This window comes from Streptomyces xanthophaeus (assembly GCF_000725805.1).
GTDB classification, from domain to species: domain Bacteria; phylum Actinomycetota; class Actinomycetes; order Streptomycetales; family Streptomycetaceae; genus Streptomyces; species Streptomyces xanthophaeus.
Genome location: NZ_JOFT01000011.1, coordinates 263,656 through 283,233 on the forward strand (window position 1 = coordinate 263,656; position 19,578 = coordinate 283,233).

Consider the following 19,578-nt stretch of genomic DNA (forward strand, 5'->3'; position numbering starts at 1 on the left):
TGCTAGGCCGTGGCGTCAAAGCCCCTGCTGCCGGCCGGGGGTGAAGGTGACCGGCAGGCTCTGGGGGCCGCGCAGCCCCCCGGGGCGCCAGGGGATCTCGTCCGGCGCCACGGCCAGCGCGAGTCCGGGGAGCCTGCGCAGCGCGGTGCCGATGGCGATCTGCCCCTCCAGGCGGGCCAGCGGTGCACCCAGGCAGTAGTGGATGCCGTGCCCGAAGGCGAGGTGCGCGTTGTCCTGCCGGGTGATGTCCAGGTCGTCGGGGTCGGGGAACCGCGCCGGGTCCCGGTCGGCGATCGCCGAGGCGATCAGTACGGTCGCGCCGCGCGGGACCGTCACCCCTGCGATCTCCACGTCCTCGCGGGCGAAGCGGGCGATGCCGGGGCTGACCGGGCCGTCGTAGCGGAGGAACTCCTCGATAGCGCCGGGCAGCAGTGCGGGGTCGGAGCGGAGCAGGTCGAGCTGGACTGGCCGGGCGAGCAGCATGGCGATGCCGCCGCCGATCAGGTTGACCGTGGTGATGTAGCCGGCGGCGAGGAGCAGGAAGACCATGGCGATCAGCTCGTCCTCGGTCAGCTGCTGGTCCTCGTCCCGGGCGGTGATGAGGCCGCTGAGCAGGTCGTCGCCGGGGTGTGCCCGTTTGGCCCGGATCAGGTCGGCCACGTAGGCGCGCATGTGCTGCCAGGCCTCGTTCACCACGGCCGGGTCGGGCGGCTCCGCGCCCCGCATGATCATGCGGTCGGTCCAGCGCTGGAAGTCGTGACGGTCGTCCACCGGCACGCCGAGCAGTTCGCTGATCACCGTGACCGGGAGCGGCAGCGCGAAGTCCGCGACGAGGTCGGCGCGGCCTGCGGGGACGACGGCGTCCAGCAGCTGGTCGGTGACGGCCTGGATCCGGGGCCGCATCCCGGCCACCCTGCGGGCGGTGAACGCCTTCGAGACCAGGCGGCGCAGGCGGGTGTGGTCGGGCGGGTCGCTGCGGAGCATGTTGCTCAGCAGCCCCTCGCGCTCCGTTTCGGGCAGCTGCCGCAGCAGGCGGGTGTCCGTGGCGTCGCGTACGTCGCTGCTCAGGCGGGGGTCGGACAGGGCGGCGAGGGCGTCTTCGTAGCGGGTGACCAGCCAGGCCTCCAGGCCGCCCGCGATGACGGCGCGGTGGACGGGGGCGTCCTGGAGAAGCCGGAGGTACAGCGGGAAGGGGTCGGCGACGAAGTCCGGGTCGGCGTAGGGCAGCAGGACGGGCTGCTCACTCACGGTGCCTCCAGGGGTGGGTCGCCTTCGTTCCGGAGGGCGAGGATATACGCCGGATTCGACCCGTACAGGGCATTTGACACTCCGCCTGCCCGTGTCCCCCGCACGCCCCGGCCGGGCACTCCGGGTACCCCGTCAGGACTTTTCGATTGCCCCCGCCGCCACTCCCGCCCGAAGGTCCACCAAGGCTGCACGAGCCCGACTGGAGCGCGAACCCGTCCACCCGCGAGGGGGGATAGGCCAGCGGCCCGACAGGCCGCCACAGCGTCAGCGGGGCAGCTCGGGGCGGCAACGGCCCCTGGATCGTGGGCTGGTGACAAATAGAATGGAGTGGTTGCCGGCCCCGGCGCCAGGCATCCCTCCATGACCGCGCCCGGCCGGTCCGCAAGCTGCTGCATCCCCCTCTCCACGCGCCGCCCCCTGCGGGGGCGCGGTTCGTGCTGCGCCCGAAGGAGTACTTCGTGACCGATCCCCGCAACCCGGCCGTGTCCGCCCGCGCCGCGGTTCCCTCTCCGCCCGCAGGCAGCGGCTCGGCGCCCGAACCGTCCTACGACGCCCGCTCCATCAGCGTCCTCGACGGGCTGGACGCGGTCCGCAAGCGGCCGGGCATGTACATCGGGTCGACCGGCGAGCGCGGCCTGCACCACTTGGTGCAGGAGGTGGTCGACAATTCCGTGGACGAGGCGCTGGCCGGCGCGGCCGACACCATCGGCGTCACCATCCGCGCCGACGGGGGCATCGAGGTCGCCGACAACGGCCGCGGCATTCCCGTCGGCATCGTCGCCTCCGCGGGCAGGCCCGCCCTGGAGGTCGTCCTCACCGTGCTGCACGCGGGCGGCAAGTTCGGTGACGGTGGCTACGCCGTCTCCGGGGGCCTGCACGGTGTCGGCCTCTCCGTCGTCAACGCCCTGTCCACGAGGGTGTCCGCCGAGGTCCGCAGGGACGGGTACCGGTGGAGCCAGGAGTTCAAGGGCGGCCTCCCCGTGGCGGCGCTCGCCCGGCACGAGGCCACCGCCGCCACGGGCACCACCATCACCTTCTGGGCCGACGACAGCATCTTCGAGTCCGTCGAGTACTCCTTCGAGACCCTCTCCCGCCGGTTCCAGGAGGTCGCCTTCCTCAACAAGGGCCTGACCATCGCCCTGGCCGACGAACGCGTCCCGGACCGCACGGTGACCTACCACTACGCGGGAGGGATCGCCGATTTCGTCAGCCACCTGGGCTCCCGCAAGGGCGAGCCCGTCCACCCCGCCGTGATCTCCGTCGGGGACCGCGACCCCGGCCGGACCCTGTCCGTGGAGATCGCCATGCAGTGGAACACCGGCTACAACGAAGGCCTCTACTCCTTCGCCAACGGCATCCGCACCCACGACGGCGGCATGCACGAGGAAGGGTTCCGCACCGCACTCACCGCCTTGGTCAACAAGTACGCCCGCGACAAGAAGCTGCTGCGCGAGAAGGACGACAACCTCGCCGGTGACGACATCCGCGAGGGGCTGACCGCGATCGTCTCCCTCAAGCTGGGCGAGCCCCAGTTCGAGAGCCAGACCAAGGGCAAGCTGGGCAACACCGAGGCCAGGTCCTTCGTCCAGCGCGTGACCTACGAGCAGTTGTCCGACTGGTTCGACCGCAACCCGGTCGAGGCCGCCGACATCGTCCGCAAGGCGGGCGCGGCGGCCACGGCCCGCCTCGCCGCCCGCAGGGCCCGCGAACTGACGCGCCGAAGAGGGCTGCTGGAGAGCGCCGCCCTTCCCGGCAAACTCGCCGACTGCCAGGCGGACGACCCGGCGAAGTGCGAGATCTTCATCGTCGAGGGTGACTCGGCCGGTGGCTCCGCGAAGTCCGGCCGCAACCCGATGTACCAGGCCATCCTGCCGATCCGCGGCAAGATCCTGAACGTCGAGAAGGCGCGCATCGACAAGATCCTCCAGAACACCGAGGTCCAGGCGCTGCGACTTCGAGTACGCGTACTCGGACCGCGAGCGCGACGCGCTCCTCGCACGCGGACGGCGAGCCGGCAAGCGTCTGCGGGACGACACCGTCCAGCGTTTCAAGGGTCTGGGCGAGATGAACGCCGAGGAACTGCGCGTCACCACCATGGACGTCGACCACCGCGTGCTCGGCCAGGTCACCCTGGACGACGCCGCGTGCTGATGGGTGAGGACGTCGAAGCCCGGCGCTCCTTCATCCAGCGCAACGCCAAGGACGTCCGCTTCCTCGACATCTGATCCGGTCCTGCTGACCGCCCCGCACTGGGAGCGGTGGGACGTTCAGCGGTGCAGCTGCCGCGTCCAGTCCTGCGGCACCCGGTCGGCCGGTCCCGGTGTGGGCTGGTCGGCCGGGTGGCCGCCCGGCGGTGTCAGCTCGGGCCCGGTCTCGTACAGGGCGTTGGTGTCGTAGTTCCAGAACCACTCCTCACCCGGCTCGAAGCTCTGCACGAGGGGATGGCCGGTGGACCGCCAGTGGGCGGTGGCGTGCTGGGCGGGTGAGGAGTCGCAGCAGCCGATGTGGCCGCACTGGGCGCACCGCCGCAGGTGCAGCCACCAGCCCCCCACCGCATCGCAGTCGGCGCAACCGGTTCCGGTGGGCGGGACGCTCGGGTCGATTCCGGCGATGTCGGTCATGCGGGCTCCTCCGCGGTGTCGGATTCCGCGGCGGTCAGCGGCAGCAGGACCTGGAAGCGGGTGTCGCCCGGGGCGGACTCGACCTGGAGGCTGCCGTGGTGCTTGTTCACGACGATCCGCCAGGAGATGTCCAGCCCGAGGCCGGTGCCCTCGCCGACCGGTTTGGTGGTGAAGAAGGGGTCGAAGATGCGGCTGCGGATCTCCGCCGGGATGCCGGGACCGGTGTCGCGGAACTCCACGAGCAGCCGCTCGCCCTCCCGTGCCGTGCGGACCGTGAGCGTGCCCTCGCCGCCGGTGCTGCCGATGGCGAAGACGGCGTTGTCCACGAGGTTGGTCCACACCTGGTTGAGCTCCGCCGGGTAGGCGGGGACGTCCGGCACGGAACGGTCGTAGTCCTTGACCACCTTGATCCGGGGACCGATCTTGCCGGACAGCATCAGCAGGGTGCTGTCGAGGAGTTCGTGGACGTCGACGACCCGGTGCGGGGCGCGGTCGAGCTGCGAGTACTGCTTGGCCGCGTCCACGAGGTGGGAGATGCGGGTGGTGGAGTCGTCGATCTCGTCCATCAGCAGTTCCGTCTCGACCGTGTAGTTGAGCCAGCCGATGGCCCCCGGGAGGATGTCCTCGTCCACGGTCGCCGCGATCTGCTCCAGCCAGTCGGTGTCCAGGCCGGCCTGGACGAAGGTCGGCGCGATCCGCCAGCCCTCCGGGAAGCCGTGGTCCTCCAGCCAGTCCGCGAGCTCGTCCTCCCGGTCGGAGGCCTCCAGGGGGCTCAACGCCGTTGCCTTGGCAACGCGTTCAGCCGTGCGTTCCTGGATCTCGATGAGGTCGGCGAGGGCCTCGCGGGAGTAGGAGCCCTGGGCGATGTGGGCCAGCTTGTGCCGCATCTTGCCCACCCGTTCCCGCAGCGTCGCGGTGGCCCGGACGGCCGCCGCGGCCGGGTTGTTGAGCTCGTGGGTGAGCCCGGCCGACAACGAGCCCAGCGCCAGGAGCCGTTCACGCTGGCCGATGGCCGCCTGGGCGTTCTTCGAGCCGAAGAAGAGCCCCTCCAGCAGGTGCGCCGCCATCGGGAACCACTCCCGCATGATGTCCGCGAACGACTCCGCGGGCAGGACGAAGAACCGCGTCGGCTCGGTCACCCGCATGGAGTTGTTGTAGACCTGCGGCACCCGGTCGCCCAGGTACGCCTGCATGGCCCCCGAGTACACCCCGCGCTGGGAGGTGCGGCTCACCTCGACGTCGTCGCCGCCGACCCGGCGGGACAGGACGACGGTGCCCTCGATCATCACGTAGAAACAGGTGGCCGGGTCTCCCTCGGTGTACACCGGACCGGTGTCGAACTGCTCGACCCGCCCCTCGCCGCACAGCCGCCCGAGCTGTTCCGGGGAGAGCTTCTCGAAGAGGAACAGCGAGGCGATCTCCTGCGGGCTGCAGGGAAGGACCTGTCCGCTCATGACTGCTCCAGGTACCGGTGGACGAGCATCACGGCCATGGCTCCCTCTCCTACGGCGGACGCGACGCGCTTGGCGGACTGGGCGCGCGCGTCGCCCGCCACGAACACGCCGGGAATGTTGGTCTCCAGGTGGTAGGGCGGGCGGTCGAGTTCCCATTCGGCCGGGGGGCGTCCGTCCGGTGTGAGGTCCGGTCCGGCCAGGATGAAGCCGTGCTCGTCGCGCAGGACCGTGCCGTCCAGCCAGTCGGTGAGCGGGGCGGCGCCGATGAAGACGAACATCCACTGGGCGTCGACGAGTTCGGTCGCGCCGCTGTCCACGTCGCGCAGTGTCAGCTGCTCCAGGTGCCCGTCGCCGTGCGCCGACTCGACGACGGTCCGGGTGCGGACCGTGATGTTCGCCGCCTCCTCGATCTGCTGGATCAGGTAGTACGACATCGACGCCCTCAGGGATTCTCCGCGCACCAGCAGCGTCACCGACTTGGCGCCCCGGGCGAGGTACATCGCGGCCTGGCCTGCGGAGTTGGCGCCGCCCACGATGTAGATGTCCTGCCCCTGGCAGGAGGAGGCCTCGGTGAGGGAGGAGCCGTAGTACACCCCGCAGCCGGTCAGGTCGGCGCAGCCGGGTGCCTGGAGCTGCCGGTACGAGACCCCGGTGGCGAGGATGATGCTGTGCGCGGCGACGGTCGAGCCGTCGGAGAAGCGGACGATGCGCGCCGCGCCGTTGACCTCCAGGCCCGTGACCTCGCGCGCGGTGAGGATCTCGGCGCCGAACCGGCCGGCCTGGCGGCGTGCGCGGTCCGTGAGCTGTGCGCCCGATACGCCGTCCGGGAAGCCGAGGTAGTTCTCGATGCGGGAGCTCTGCCCGGCCTGTCCGCCGGTGGCGGACCGCTCGACCAGTACCGTCCGCAGCCCCTCGGAGGCCCCGTACACCGCCGCGCCGAGTCCGGCCGGGCCGCCGCCGATCACGACGAGGTCGTAGAAGTCGGCGGTGGGCGTCGTCGCGAGGCCCACGTGGGCGGCCAGGTCGGGCGCCTCCGGCTCGATCAGCACCGTGCAGTCCGGGGTGACCACCAGGGGCAGGTGCTCTCCGTCGGCCCCGGCCGCCTCCAGCAGCCGTCGTCCCTCGGGCTCGTCGGAGGAGTACCAGCGGTACGGCACCTGGTTGCGGGCCAGGAACTCCCGGACGTGCGAGGAGCGGGCGGACCAGCGGTGCCCGACCACCTTGGTGGCGGGTACCGGCCGGTAGTCGCTGGAGCGCCAGGCCGTGAGCAGGTCGTCCAGGACGGGGTAGAGCTTCTCCTCCGGCGGGTCCCAGGGCTTGAGCAGGTAGTGGTCGAGGTCGACGACGTTGATCGCGTCGATGGCGGCGTTCGTGTCTGCGTACGCGGTCAGCAGCACGCGCCGCGCGCCCGGGTACACGTTCAGCGCCTGTTCGAGGAACTCGATGCCGTTCATCTGCGGCATGCGGTAATCGGCGAGGATCACGGCCACCAGGTCGCCCCGCAGCTTCAGCTCGCGCAGCGCCTCCAGTGCGGACTCGCCGGACTCGGCGCGCACGATCCGGTACCCGGCGCCGTAGCGGCGCCGCAGGTCACGGGCGATGGCGCGGGATACACCCGGGTCGTCGTCCACGGTCAGGATGACGGTCCGCGCTGTGTCGGCGGCCTGTGTCATGCGTTCCACCCCGGGCGGTCTGGACGGGCGGTCTGGACGGGCGCGCGGCGCGGCGGGCGGCCGGCGCCGGTTCCCGCCCATCGTATGTGCGTTCGTCCGGGATCGCTCCGGGACACCACGGTCCGCGCACTGTGGGTGTGCGGTCGGTCACGTTCGGCCCCCGCGGTCGAATTCAGACATATGAACGACGAGCGAACAGGAGCGTCGGCGGTTAGCATCAACGAGCCGCTGTCACAGGGCATATGACGCAGCAGGGGATCTCGCGCGCCCGGAGCCGACACCGTCCGGGCGCGCGTCTGCGCCACCACCGCACATCACAGGGGGATTCGAACCGTGAGCAGCACAGTCATGAGCCGGGGCGCCTCTGCGGCAGCCGCCGCCGTCGTCCTGGCCGGGATCATCACCGCCGTGGGCCCGGCCTCCGCCGCCACCGCCGCCACCTGCACGCCGAAGATCCAGGTACTGGGTTCCCTGGGAACCTCCCTCTACAACCCGGGCAACCCGCAGACCGAGGGCGTCCTCGGCCTCGGTACGGGCAAGCTCTCCGTCGGCGTCTCCGGCGGGCTGCCCGTCTACTGGACCGGCACCACGCTCCACAAGGTTCCGCTGCCCGCCGCCGGCCTCTCCGGCGAGGTGACCGCCGTGAACAAGAGCGGCCTGATGGTCGGCGTCGTCCACGGCGCCGAGGGCTACGTGTTCACCTACCGGGCGGGCGCCGCCGCGATCACGCCGCTGCCGGGCAGCGACTACGCGTACGGCGAGACCGACGTCAACGACGCCGGATACGTCGTCTCGCGCAACCGGGCCGGCGTGGGCCTCGTCTGGAAGGACGGCCAGAAGGTCCGCGAGCTGCACCTGCCGGCGACCGCCGGGCCGGACACCCGCATCGAGCTGGTCACCGCCGTCAACAACAAGGGCGACATCCTCGGCATGGCCAGGCAGGACTACGAGAACCCGGAGACGGGCGGGCACGTGGAGACGACCTACCCGCTGATCTGGCCGGCCGACGGCGGACCGGCCACCATCCTCTCCGGCACCGTGCAGGACAGCTACGTCCAGGACCTGGACGAGGGCGGCCGGGTCGTCGGCTACGACTGGTACGGATTCGGGTACCAGTTCAAGCCGTGGTCCTGGACGCCCCCGTACACCGAGCCCGGCACCTCGCCCGGTGTGCTGAGCACGCACCCGTACGGGACCTTCGAGGCGATCAGCCCGACCAGCGGCGTGTCCGTCGGCACCGCGAAGTTCCACCCGGACGAGCAGGCCGTGCAGGACCAGGCGCAGCTCTGGACGGGGACGGGTGCGGTGCGCGCCCTGCCCCGGCTCGCCGTGAACAAGGCGAGCGCGGCCGAGTCCGTCTCCGACGACGGCCGGGTCGGCGGGGCCGCCGTCAACGCGAAGGGCAAGCTGAAGCCGGTGATCTGGACCTGCGCCACCCAGCAGTCCTACCTGCCGCAGCAGTAGGCCCGTCAGGAGCCGGGGCCGTCCCGTGGGGCGCGCCCCGGCTTCGTCGTCCTACTTCTTGACCCGGTACCGCAGGTGGGTGACGCCGGTGCCCTCGACCACCGCCGTGGGCCCTTCGAACTGCACCGGTGTGCCGCCGAGTTCGCCGAACAGCGTCTTCCCGCCGCCGAGGACGACCGGTACGAGTTCGACGCCGATCTCGTCGAGCAGACCGGCCTCCAGGCACTGCCTGGCCATCTGTCCGCCGTTGACCACGACGTTCTTGCCCTCGGCCAGTTCCTTCGCCTTGGCCACCGCCGCCTCGATGCCCCCGGTGACGAAGACGAAGTCCTCGTCGTCCTCGGGACGGTCCTGGGGGCGCCGGTGGGTCAGCACGACCGTGGTCACGTCCATCGGGTGGCGTCCGCCCCAGGCGTTCGTCATGTCGTACAGGTACCGGCCGACGACCAGGGCGCCGGTGTTCTCCCACTCCGGCTTGACCAGTGCGGCGCTCGCGGCGGAGATCCGGATCGGCGGCACGTCGGGACTGGCCGAGGGGAGTTCGACGTCGCCGTTGCCGTACCACTGGAACAGCAGGTCGAAGCCGCTCTCCTTGGGACCTGCGATGTAGCCGTCGAGGGACATCGTCGCGCCGGTGATGACCTTGCCCATCGGATGGTCTCCTTCGTTGTCCGCAGGTGCCGCCTTCGGCATCGGGGCTGACGACAGTCAAACACCTGCGCACCCGGATCCCGGTTCCGACTTCAGCGGCTCTGCGCGGCCCCGGCGGCCCGTACGAGGTCCCGTACGGTCGCCATGTCGCTGAAGGGGATCAGTTCCTCGCCCACGATCTGGTGGGGCTCACTGCCCTTTCCGGCGATCAGGACGACGTCCTCGGGCCGGGCCGCGGCCAGTGCGTACCCGATGGCGCTCCTGCGGTCGGCGGACCGCTCGTACGGCGTTCCGGTGCCCTCGATGCCGGGGGCGATCTGGTCCAGGATCGCCTCGGGGTCCTCCGTACGGGGGTTGTCCGAGGTCAGGACGCACAGGTCGGAGTGGGTTCCGGCGATCCGGCCCATCTCGGCCCGCTTGGTGGTGTCCCGGTCCCCGCCGCAGCCGAAGACGGTGATGACGCGGCCCCGGGCGAAACCGCGGATGGCGGTGAGGACCTTGTCGAGGGAGTCGGGCGAATGCGCGTAGTCCACGATCACCGAGGTGCCGTCCGGGGTCACGAAGCGCTCGAACCTCCCTGGTACCGGTGGCATCTGCGCGAGGGCTGCGACGAGTCCGTCCACGTCGTGTCCCAGGACCCGGCAGGCGGCCACCGCCGCCAGCGCGTTGGACACCGAGAACCGGCCCGGGACGGGGACGGCAGCCGGGTGCTCGCGGCCCGCGTGGTGCAGGACGAACCGGGTGCCCGAGGCGTCCGCGACCAGGTCCGTGGCACGGAAGTCGGCCTCCGTGTCGAGGCCGTACGTGGTCACGGCGCCCGGCATCATCGCGGGGATGCGGGCTCCCACGGCGTCGTCGGCATTGACCACCGCGTGCCTGCACAGGCCTTGGAACAGGCGCAGTTTGGCGTCCGTGTAGTGGGCCATCGTGCCGTGGTCGTCCAGGTGGTCCTGGGTGAGGTTGGTGAAGACGCCGACGTCCACGAAGGTCCGGTCCACCCGGTACGTCTGCAGCGCCATCGAGGTGGCTTCCAGCACCACGCTGGCGGTGCCCCGGTCCCGCATGTGGCCCAGCAGGTACTGCAGGTCGGGGGATTCCGGTGTGGTCAGCACCGAGGGCGGCATCGGGATCATCTCGTCGCCGATCCGGCTGCCCGCCGTCCCGATCACGCCCACCGAGGCGCCCTCGGAGATCCTCAGCAGGGATTCGACCATGGAGGAGATGGAGGTCTTCCCGTTGGTGCCGGTGACGGCCACCATGTCCATCTGCCGGCCGGGCTCGCCGAAGTAGCGGGAGGAGGCGACCGCGGCCGCCTTGCGGGTGTCGGGGACCCGTACGACGCACGCATCGGGCAGCAGTTCCCGTCCGGGGGACGCCGCGGCGGCTCCCGCCGCGTCGACGATCACCGCGACCGCCCCGCGGGCGAACGCCGCGCCGATGGCGGCCGGACCGCCACCGCGGTGACCGGGTACGGCGATGAAGAGCGAGCCCGGCACGACCCGGTCGACGTCGAAGGTGGTGCCCGCGGTGATCCGCGTCGCTTCGGCGTCGCCCTGGATCACGTGGTGCTCATGGCCGGTCAACAACCCGCTCAACTTCACGGTGGTCCCTTCGGAGGCGGCTACGGCCCGGCGTGCGGCCCTCGCCTGGCGGCAGCGCCGACGGAGGTCGGGACTGCGGTGGTGTGTGGGGGGGAGCGATGCGTCGCCCCCGGACGGCGGGGCCTGGGCCGGTCCGGGCACGGTGGTCGGGGCGCGGCGGTCCGGCCGGGATGCCGTAGCAGGGGCCGACGCGGGAAGTGGTGCGGGAGGGACCGGGCCCGGGCGCTGGGGGGAAGCGCTAGCCGTGGCCGTGCAGGGCGCCGCGGCCGACCGTGGGGGCCTGGCCGTCGGCGGCGGTGCGGGGGCTGATGCCCCTGCGGCCCGCGGGGACCGCACGCAGGGCGGGAGCGGCCTGCGGCAGGCACTCCCCCGTGATGCGTGTGCGGTTCATGGGCCGAGTGTACGTGCGTTCACGTGAGCCGTACGCCGCATCGCACTTCGGCGCTCCGGCCGGCCGGCTCCATCGGCCGCATCCCATAGGTACGGGAAATGCGTTCTCCTCCGCCGGACCACAGGCCGGTGGAGGAGAACGACATCGCGGAGATCGTCACTGCTTCTTGAAGGACCTGATCTGGTAATTCCCCATCAGGTTGCCGCCCTGGCCGCCCGGCGTCGAACCTACGCGCGAATTGTAGTTGGTCTGCGTGTAGTACTGCACGCGATTGTTCTTTCCGTTCCACACGGATAGAACATTGCGTCCGTTCTGGATGAAGCCGCAGTTGTCGGCGGTGTTCGCCCGCTGGGCATCGGGGAACTCACAGCGCTCACCGCCGCCGTTCCACCCACTGTAGATACAGAAGTTCCCGGAGTTGCAGGTGTAGGCGGCAGGTGCGCTCTCAGCCGCCGATGCGAGCGGTGCGGACCCGAGGACGACGGCGAGAGAGAATCCGGCAGCAGCCAATGAAGTAATGCGACGCATGGCAGTTACAGTCCCTTTCCGATGTACGGCCGGGGCACGGCCCCGGTGACGACGGGACGAACGGCGGTACGCAGGACGGACGGAACTCAGCTCATCGTCCCGTTCTGGACCTCATTAAGCATGTAGGGCGAATTCGGTTCCACGCGAGACCTTTTCCCGTCAGCGGGACCCCCTTTACTCGCCATCTCCGATGCCCCGCAGATGAACCGCCCCCGCCGGGGTCGCCCTCGACCCCGGCCTCGGGGGAACATCCCGTAAAAGGTGACGTGATCTGTCACCTTTGGCGTGCACCGTGGAGACATGGAGAAGAACACGCAGACCCAGCAGCCCGGCCCGCACCCCGCCCTCACCGGCCGGATCGCGCTCGTCGCCGGGGCGACCCGCGGCGCCGGACGCGCCCTCGCCGTCGAACTCGGCCGCGCCGGCGCCACCGTCTACGTCACCGGCCGCACCACCCGCGAGAGCGCCAGTGAGGTCGGCCGGACCACGGAGACCATCGAGGAGACCGCGGAGCTGGTCACGGCAGCCGGCGGGACCGGCATCGCGGTTCCCACCGACCACCTCGACGAGGACCGGGTGCGCGCCCTCGTCGCACGCATCGACCGCGAACAGGGCCGCCTCGACATCCTCGTCAACGACCTCTGGGGCGGCGAGCACCTGCTCTCGAACTCCGTCTTCGGCAAGAAGAGCTGGGAGACACCGCTCGCGGACGGCCTGCGCATCCTCGAACTCGGGGTGCGCTCGCACGTGATCACGGCGGCGCTCGCCCTCCCGCTCCTGGTCCGCTCGGACGCGCCGCTGCACGTGGAGGTCACCGACGGCACGGCGGTCTCCAACCGCCGCTACCGCGAGAACCTCTACTACGACCTCGCCAAGAACGCCCCGATCCGGATCGCCTTCGGACTGGGCGAGGAACTGGCGGAGTACGGGGGCACGGCGGTCGCCGTCACCCCGGGCTTCCTGCGGTCGGAGCAGATGCTCACCCACTTCGGCGTGACCGAGGAGAACTGGCGCGACGCCGTCGCCCAGGAGCCCGGATTCGCCGTCGCCGAGTCCCCGCACTACCTGGGCCGCGCCGTCGCCGCGCTGGCCGCCGACCCGGACCGGGCCGCCCGCTGGAACGGCAGGTCCACCTCCAGTGCGGAGCTGGCCCGGATCTATGACGTGCGGGACGTGGACGGCAGCCGGCCGGACGCCTGGGCGTACTTCGAGGACGTGGTGCACGGCGGGAAGGCGGCCTCGCCCGACGACTACCGCTGATCCTGCGGATCGTCGCCGTACAGGGCGGCGAGGGCCTGCGCGTGGTCGCGGAAGCGGGCGCGCAGGCCCTCCGGGGCCAGTACCTCCGCATCCGTGCCCAGCCCGGTCAGCTGTGCGAAGGCGACGTCCTGCGACTCCACCGGCAGTTCGACGGTGACCCGCCCGGCGGAGTCGGGTGCGGAAGCGGAGGCGAGGGCCTCGGCGACACCGGCGGGGTCCGTCTCGGCGGGCAGGCGGCGCAGGCCCCGCTCGGTCAGGCGTACGGTGACGGTCGAGCGCAGCAGTGCCCGCGCGAATCCGGCGGCGTGCGCCTCCCAGTGCGCGGCCAGGTCGAAGGACGGGCTGCGGACGAAGGGGCCGTCGGCGCCGGGGGCGGGTGCGAGGGCCGTGACGCGGTCGACGCGGTAGGTGCGCCAGGCTCCGTCGCCGCCGTCCGGCCCTCCCGGGATGCGGCCCACCACGTACCAGACCCCCGCCTTGAGGACGAGCCCGTGCGGCTCCAGCAGGCGGGTCACCGTACGGGGCGGCTCCCCGTCGCGGCCCGGCCGGGCGTAGGCCAGCTCGACGGTGCGGTCGGACCACACGGCCCGGGCCAGATCCGGCAGCAGCTCCGGGGCCGACGGCTCGCGGAACCAGGCCGGTGCGTCGAGGTGGAAGCGGCGCGCAGAGGACTCGGCCGCCTCGCGCAGGGACGGCAGCAGGGTGGCCGCCAGCTTCAGCCGCGCCGTGTCCGCCGCGTCCGACAGCCCGAGGTCGCGCAGGGCCGCGGGCAGTCCGGAGAGGTACAGCGTCTCCGCCTCGGTGGGACGGAGGGTGGTGAGCCGGGTCCGGTAGCCCGGTGCCAGGTGGTAGCCGCCCGTGCGGCCGCGCTCGGACCGGACGGGAACGCCCGCCTCCTGCAGTGCCTGGGCGTCGCGGATCACGGTGCGCTCGGAGACCTCCAGCTCGCGGGCGAGCGCGGCGGCGGTCAGGCCGGGGCTCGACTGGACGAGGAGGGCCATACGGATGAGGCGGGCGGCGCGCATGGTCCAAGGATCGCGGACCGGGGCCCGTATGCGGCCCCGCCCGCTCCGTTCCGGCGCCGCCGGGCGCCGCGGGGTCGTCGTGACCCCGCACGGGCACCCGGCGTTGTTCCCGTCATGGACGAGACCCTGGACCTGCTGGACGTACTCCTCGACGGCGTGAGCGAACCGCGCCTGAAGCTGATCAGTGCCGACGAGGCGCGCGCCCTGATGGTGCTCCTCACCCTGCTCGACGACGACGGGCAGCACGAGGACCTCCGCCGGGTCGCGGACGACATGCGGTGCCGCATCGCCTCCCGCCTCACCTGACCCGGCCCCGTCGCCGACGGAGATCAGGGGCGGGCGGTGCGGGACCCGCGAGCCGGTTCCACCGGGGCGCACCGCTTCCTGGGATAGTCGCCGCATGATGTGGTCCCCGGATCCCGAGGCATTGCGCGGTCGCGTCGCCGTCGTGGCGGGAGCCACGCGCGGTGCGGGGCGCGGGTTCGCCGCCGCGCTGGGGGAAGCCGGTGCGACGGTGATCTGCACGGGCCGGAGCAGCATGCAGGGCAGGTCGGGCTCCGACTACGACCGGCCGGAGACCGTCGAGGAGACGGCGGAGCTCGTCACCCGGCTCGGCGGGACGGGGATCGCGGTCCAGGTCGACCACCTCGATCCCGGGCAGGTACAGGCGCTGGCCGGGCGCCTGCGCCGCGACCACGGCCGCATCGATGTGCTGGTCAACGACATCTGGGGGGCCGAACTCCTCAAGGGCGGCCCCGCGCAGTGGAACACGCCGCTGTGGGAGCACGACCTCGACGACGGCCTGCGGATCCTGCGGCTCGCCGTCGACACGCACCTGATCACCTCGCACCACCTGCTGCCCCTGCTGATCGCCGAACCCGGGGGCCTGCTCGTCGAAGTGACCGACGGCACGACCGCGATCAACGCGGACCGGTACCGGATCTCGGTCTTCTACGACCTGGCCAAAGCCGCAGTGAACCGCCTGGCCTTCTCACAGGGGCACGAGCTGGAGCCGTACGGGGCCACCGCCGTCGCCGTCAGCCCCGGCTGGCTCCGCTCCGAGATGATGCTCGACAACTTCGGCGTCACGGAGGACAACTGGCGCGACGCGCTCCTCCCGGACAGGAGCGGCGGCCTCCCCACCGCCCCGGAGGGCTTCGCGCGGTCCGAGTCTCCGCGCTACGTGGGCCGGGGCGTCGCGGCCCTGGCCGCCGACCCGGGCCGCGCCCGGTGGAACCAGCAGTCGGTCACCTCCGCGGCGCTGGCCCGGGCCTACGGGTGCACCGACGTCGACGGCACCCGGCCAGACGGCTGGAGCACACGGTGAGTGTCGTACGCCACACGGCCTGACCCCGTCGGGCGGGACCGACGGGCGGTCCGCCGGAGCGTTGCGGGCGTGTCTCGGAGCATCAACAGCCCGTCACTGTGACCGAACCCACAGACCCCGGCCGGCAACACCACCCCGCCTGCGGTCCTGCGGACCGTCAGGGGCGGGATCGGCGCCCCCTGCACCGGAGTCCACCGCGCGCGGGCCGGAGGAACACCCCTGCACCACCGCGTCGCGCGCACCACCCAAGCACGGCCAAAACGGACTAATTCCGCCATACGTCACATACGACTGGGTTTAATTCCATAAGCCTCTTGATGCTGTGTCAGCCACCAGCACGCGGGTCATAATCGGGCCCGGTCGTCGCCTGAAGCGGTGGAGTCATCGGGGCACCGGCTCACCCCCTCCCCCAGCGGAATCCCGCACCGGACCGATCCCCCAAGGCGTTCTCGATGTCCCTGGTCAGCCGCCCCCGCCTCGCGGCCCTGCTCACCACGCTCACCGTCGGCGCCGCCGGGGTGACGACCTTGGCGTACGGCCACGGGAACGCGCAGCACCCACCTGCGTCGGCGGCGTCCGCGGCGACGCTGCGTCCGAGTGTGACCGGCGGCACGGTCCTCCAGGTCGTCGCACATCCCGACGACGACCTCTTCTTCATGAACCCCGACCTGAGCCGCTCCATATCGACCGGCGTCAAGGTCGCCACCGTCTACCTGACCTCCGGCGAGTCCGACGGCAGGAACGAGGCCCACAGCCCGCACCTGCAGGACCCCGCACGTCCCGCCGACCACGCCGCCTACGCGGAGGCCCGGCAGAACGGCATACGGGCCGCCTACGCCCAGATGGCCACGGGCGACCGCACCAGCGCCTGGCAGCGCACATCCGTCCCCACCGCCGGCGGGGGGAACGCCGAGGTGGACGTCCTCGTCGCGCGGCCCGAGGTCAACCTGGTGTGGATGCAGCTGCGCGAGGCCCGCAGCATCTCCGGCGACAATCCGGACAGCCTCCGCGGCCTGTGGGACGGCAAGGTGCCCGCCCTGGGTGCCCAGCTGACGTCCGGGACGCCGGTCGCGCCCTGGTTCTCGTACACCAAGGAGCAGGCGGTCGAGGCCATAGCGGACGTCTTCGCGATGTACCGGCCGACGACGATACGGACCCAGGACCCGACGCCCGGCCGGGCGCAGGGCGGCGGGGCGTTCCTCGACCACCAGGACCACATGTACGGCGCCCGCTTCGCGCAGGCCGCGGCCGAACGCTATGCGCGCTCCACGGACCGGCCGCATTTCTCGGTCCAGAACTACGTGAGCTACCCCAACAGCTCCCTGCCTCCGACGCTCGACCCGCAGACGGCCGAGGAGAAGCTCGGCTACCTCAAGACCTACGCCTGGACGGACCACCAGGACTGGTGCGGGAGCCCGGCCGGCTGCGGCGACCGCAAGACCGCGACCCGGCCCACCGGCGCCGGATGGAACCAGACGATCCGCTACAGCCGGAATGACGGCACCTCCTGGATGACCGAGGGCGTCTCCGGCCGGCTGTGGGCCTTCGCCGCCCTGGACGGCCGGATGGCGCACTGGTCGCGCACCAGCCCCCAAGCCCCTTGGCAGGGGCCCCTGTTCCTTCCCGGCTCCGGGATCGACGCGGGGGCGACGGCGGTCCGGCTCCCCGACGGCAGGATCGCGGTCTTCGGCACCCGCACCACCCTCGGCACCACCCCCCAGGCGTACGGGCGCGACCTCGTGTACGCCGTCCAGGCCGCACCCGACGGCGCCTTCGGCCCGTGGCAGTCGCTGGGCACTCCGGACACCGGCGACGTCTCCGGCACTTCGGCGATCAGCACCCCGGCCGTCGCCGTGGACGACGCGGGCCGGATGACCGTGTACGTCCGCGACTCGGCGCGCACCCTCCGCGCCCGCGCCCAGGCGGACCCGGACTCCGGCTTCGGCGCGTGGCAGGCCCTCGGCGGCTCCGGCCTGCAGGGCCAGCCGGTCACCGCGACGGACGCTACGGGGCGGCGCCACGTGTACGCGGCCACGGACCGGTCCGTGCTGGCCTGGGTCCAGCCCACGCCGGACGCCCCGTTCGGCGGTCCCGTCCCGACCGGGCTGCCGGCGACCACCGGTCCGCTCTCGGCGAGCCCGCAGGGCGACGGCGTCCGCCTGTACTTCCGCCGCCCCGGCACGGGCACCGTCGGGACGGTCCTGGTCGGCGCGGGCGGGCCGGCGCCCACGTTCTCCGCGGTCACCGAGGCGGGCGGCACGGGCGGCTACGGCGCCGTCGGCGTCGCGGGCGGCCTGCTCACGGGCCGCGCGGGCGCGGGCACGGTCGGCGTGTCGGGCCCGGACGGCACCTCGTCCTGGTACGAGTCCCAGATGCACTACACGGGCGCACCGGCCGCCGTGGCCGAGCCGGACGGCACGGCCGTCGCCGCAGCCCTCGGTCTGGACGCCGCCCTGCACATCACGACGGCGCCCGCAGCAGGGTCCGAGCCGCTCGGCAGTCTGCCGCCCTCCTCTCCGTGGCACCGGGCGGTGCTGCCGTCGACGGTCGCGCAGGCCGCTCGCACGGGCTCCGGGGGCCAGCGCTGAACGGCGCCCTACGGCCGTAGGGGCGGGGTGGGGAGCGCCGTGCCGTCCAGCGCCACGAGGGCCAGGACGGTGATGGAGCCGGTCCATGCAAGGGGGGCGACCGAGGCGGGCCTGCCCTCCTTGTCCACCTTCTCCGGCAGCTCGCCGAGCGGGTTCCGTTTGGAGAGCACCCAGTCCAGGACCGGTCCCGCCTTCGCGGTCCGCCCCGTGGCGGCCCAGGCGAGCGCGAAGAAGGCCGTACTGGGCGTCCAGGCGTTCCCGCCCCAGGGAGCCATGGGGTCGTTCCCGGGGGTCAGCCCCCCGTTGGGCAGGAGGAGCGCCCGGTACGTGGTGTCCAGTGCGGCGGGCAGACCGGCGGGGGCCTCGTTGAAGGGGGGCGCCATGAAGGCCACCGCGCTGTCGTGGCCGTGCCGCCCGTCGAGGGTGCGCTGGTATCCGAGGCGGGCGAACTGCGCGGAGATCCCGGCGGAGAGCCGCCGGGCGGCCCTGGTCCAGCGCGCGGCGTCGTCCGGCCGGTCCGTCTCCCGGGCGAGGTCCGCGGCGGCGTTGAGCCCGGCGAGCAGGGGCGCGGCCGTGCCGATGTTCGTCGTGGTCGTCATGAGCTCCCAGTAGTCGGGGGAGGCCGGGGGCAGCCCGTCCCTGCGCAGGGCCCCGGCCGCATGGTCGGCCGCCTTGCGGATCATCGGGTAGAGGGGGGCCAGCCGGGCGCTGCGGGTGGCCGCAGGTGCCGTCCGGTACCACTGCCAGGTGGCCCAGGGGACCCAGCCGTTGGCGTCGAGCTGCCAGCGCCGGCCGTCGGGCGGGCCGGATCCGTCGAGTTTCGTCCGCGCGTGCCAGGTGCCGTCCTTGCGCTGGGTCGCGGCGCTGTAGCGCAGGATCCGGTAGGCCTCGGCGTCATGGCCGGTGTGCGCGAACGCGGCGGAGGCGAAGCTGGAATCGCGCGGCCAGGAGTACATCCAGCCGGGGCTCCATCCCGCCGCCAAGGCTCCGTTCGGCCGGAGCAGCGCGCGCATGGACAGCAGGGCCCGCTCGGCGGCCGCGCGCTGCGCGGGCGACCTGCCCGGGACGCGGCCGGAGGCCAGCCAGGCCCGGCTCTGCACGATCTGCTGCCACGCCCGCGGATCGTGCGGGGCGACCACGGCCGACGTCGTCCGGCCGGCCGGGAGGTACATGAGCCGGCCGGAAGCCAGCCGCAGGACGCTGCTCCCCTCGACGTACCGCGCGCCCCTGGCGACGGTCGGCGGAACGCCTTCGGCAGCGGTCGTGTTGGACAGGAGGCCGACGGCGGGCGCGACGAGCAGGCCCAGCGGCGCGTAACTGCGCTCGGCCACGCCCTGGCCCTGATGGCCCACGGGCCGGACGAACACCGACCGCGCCGCGCCCGCGGGCCGCCCCGGGTCGTGGCGCTCTGCGCCCATGGGAGCGGCGCCGCCCGCCATGAGCGCGGTGACGACCACCCAGCAGCCGAGCAGCGCACCGGGCATCTTCGCTCCCTCCGCCGTTGTCGCCGGGCCGCGTCCGTACGGGCCCGGAGTCCCCATCCTGGGAGAGCCGGTCGGAGGCCGCCACGGAACACCGGCCGCGCGGGTGAGCAGGACGGCCGAGGGGCCCCGAGGCTGCGTACGCGGCCTGGTCCACCCGGGATGCCGGGTGCGGCGAAGCGTGCACATCATGGGTGCTCGCGGGCCCTGCGGTCACCGCAGCCGACGGGCGCCACGGCCGCCCCGGTGGCCGGGCCCCACGGCGA

The 19,578-nt window shown here is 72.5% G+C and carries 15 protein-coding genes and 1 pseudogene; 6 read left to right on the forward strand and 10 right to left on the reverse strand.

Annotated elements, in window-relative coordinates; genetic code table 11:
* Positions 1 to 15: 15 nt before the first annotated feature.
* The gene (locus IO30_RS0104760; protein WP_031139565.1) at positions 16 to 1,248 is read right to left on the reverse strand and encodes a cytochrome P450 family protein; all 1,233 of its coding nucleotides are present in this window, start codon (positions 1,246 to 1,248) and stop codon (positions 16 to 18) included.
* A gap of 434 nt (positions 1,249 to 1,682) precedes the next feature.
* Here IO30_RS0104760 and IO30_RS40080 point away from each other — a divergent pair.
* Positions 1,683 to 3,473, forward strand: a pseudogene (locus IO30_RS40080) (ATP-binding protein).
* Positions 3,474 to 3,515: 42 nt separating this feature from the next.
* Here the strand turns inward: IO30_RS40080 and IO30_RS0104770 are convergent.
* Genes IO30_RS0104770 through IO30_RS0104780 form a run of 3 tightly spaced genes read right to left on the reverse strand, consistent with a single transcriptional unit; the run spans position 3,516 to position 6,996 of the window.
* The gene (locus IO30_RS0104770) at positions 3,516 to 3,869 is read right to left on the reverse strand and encodes a UBP-type zinc finger domain-containing protein (RefSeq protein WP_031139567.1); all 354 of its coding nucleotides are present in this window, start codon (positions 3,867 to 3,869) and stop codon (positions 3,516 to 3,518) included.
* A complete protein-coding gene (locus tag IO30_RS0104775; protein WP_031139569.1) occupies positions 3,866 to 5,323 on the reverse strand; it encodes an ATP-binding protein in 1,458 nt (485 codons plus the stop codon). Before IO30_RS0104775 ends, IO30_RS0104770 begins: the two co-directional genes overlap by 4 nt.
* Entirely contained in the window at positions 5,320 to 6,996 is a 1,677-nt protein-coding gene (locus tag IO30_RS0104780; RefSeq protein WP_031139571.1) for an NAD(P)/FAD-dependent oxidoreductase, read from the reverse strand. Before IO30_RS0104780 ends, IO30_RS0104775 begins: the two co-directional genes overlap by 4 nt.
* Before the next feature lie 333 nt (positions 6,997 to 7,329).
* Between IO30_RS0104780 and IO30_RS0104785 the strand changes: the two genes are divergently transcribed.
* On the forward strand, positions 7,330 to 8,460 hold the full coding sequence (locus IO30_RS0104785; RefSeq protein ID WP_157853087.1) for a hypothetical protein: 1,131 nt from the start codon (positions 7,330 to 7,332) through the stop codon (positions 8,458 to 8,460).
* Positions 8,461 to 8,511: 51 nt separating this feature from the next.
* Here IO30_RS0104785 and IO30_RS0104790 read toward each other — a convergent pair whose 3' ends face one another.
* The 4 genes from IO30_RS0104790 to IO30_RS0104805 form a co-directional block, all read right to left on the reverse strand.
* A complete protein-coding gene (locus IO30_RS0104790) occupies positions 8,512 to 9,111 on the reverse strand; it encodes a dihydrofolate reductase family protein (protein WP_031139575.1) in 600 nt (199 codons plus the stop codon).
* Between the two features lie 92 nt (positions 9,112 to 9,203).
* Positions 9,204 to 10,712, reverse strand: a complete 1,509-nt coding sequence (locus IO30_RS0104795) for a UDP-N-acetylmuramoyl-L-alanyl-D-glutamate--2,6-diaminopimelate ligase (RefSeq protein ID WP_031139577.1) — start codon at positions 10,710 to 10,712, stop codon at positions 9,204 to 9,206.
* Positions 10,713 to 10,950: 238 nt separating this feature from the next.
* Positions 10,951 to 11,103: a hypothetical protein gene (locus IO30_RS45210; RefSeq protein ID WP_157853089.1), complete on the reverse strand. Its 153-nt coding sequence runs from the start codon at positions 11,101 to 11,103 to the stop codon at positions 10,951 to 10,953.
* Positions 11,104 to 11,259: 156 nt separating this feature from the next.
* Positions 11,260 to 11,631, reverse strand: coding sequence for a peptidase inhibitor family I36 protein (locus IO30_RS0104805; protein ID WP_031139578.1), 372 nt, complete (start codon positions 11,629 to 11,631; stop codon positions 11,260 to 11,262).
* A 300-nt stretch (positions 11,632 to 11,931) separates the two neighbouring features.
* Between IO30_RS0104805 and IO30_RS0104810 the strand changes: the two genes are divergently transcribed.
* Positions 11,932 to 12,891, forward strand: a complete 960-nt coding sequence (locus IO30_RS0104810) for an SDR family oxidoreductase (RefSeq protein WP_031139580.1) — start codon at positions 11,932 to 11,934, stop codon at positions 12,889 to 12,891.
* Here IO30_RS0104810 and IO30_RS0104815 read toward each other — a convergent pair.
* The gene (locus IO30_RS0104815) at positions 12,882 to 13,916 is read right to left on the reverse strand and encodes a helix-turn-helix transcriptional regulator (RefSeq protein WP_031139582.1); all 1,035 of its coding nucleotides are present in this window, start codon (positions 13,914 to 13,916) and stop codon (positions 12,882 to 12,884) included. The two genes, IO30_RS0104810 and IO30_RS0104815, sit on opposite strands and share 10 nt — an antisense overlap.
* Positions 13,917 to 14,030: 114 nt before the next feature.
* Between IO30_RS0104815 and IO30_RS0104820 the strand changes: the two genes are divergently transcribed.
* The 3 genes from IO30_RS0104820 to IO30_RS0104830 all read left to right on the forward strand — a co-directional run bounded on the left by IO30_RS0104820 (position 14,031) and on the right by IO30_RS0104830 (position 17,831).
* Complete coding sequence (locus tag IO30_RS0104820; RefSeq protein ID WP_031139584.1) at positions 14,031 to 14,222, forward strand: hypothetical protein; 192 nt, start codon at positions 14,031 to 14,033, stop codon at positions 14,220 to 14,222.
* 94 nt (positions 14,223 to 14,316) lie between these two features.
* The gene (locus tag IO30_RS0104825) at positions 14,317 to 15,243 is read left to right on the forward strand and encodes an SDR family oxidoreductase (RefSeq protein ID WP_031139586.1); all 927 of its coding nucleotides are present in this window, start codon (positions 14,317 to 14,319) and stop codon (positions 15,241 to 15,243) included.
* Positions 15,244 to 15,695: 452 nt separating this feature from the next.
* A complete protein-coding gene (locus tag IO30_RS0104830) occupies positions 15,696 to 17,831 on the forward strand; it encodes a PIG-L family deacetylase (protein ID WP_063768409.1) in 2,136 nt (711 codons plus the stop codon).
* 8 nt (positions 17,832 to 17,839) lie between these two features.
* Here IO30_RS0104830 and IO30_RS44335 read toward each other — a convergent pair whose 3' ends face one another.
* Complete coding sequence (locus IO30_RS44335) at positions 17,840 to 19,315, reverse strand: glycoside hydrolase family 15 protein (protein WP_051901876.1); 1,476 nt, start codon at positions 19,313 to 19,315, stop codon at positions 17,840 to 17,842.
* Between the last annotated feature and the right edge of the window lie 263 nt (positions 19,316 to 19,578).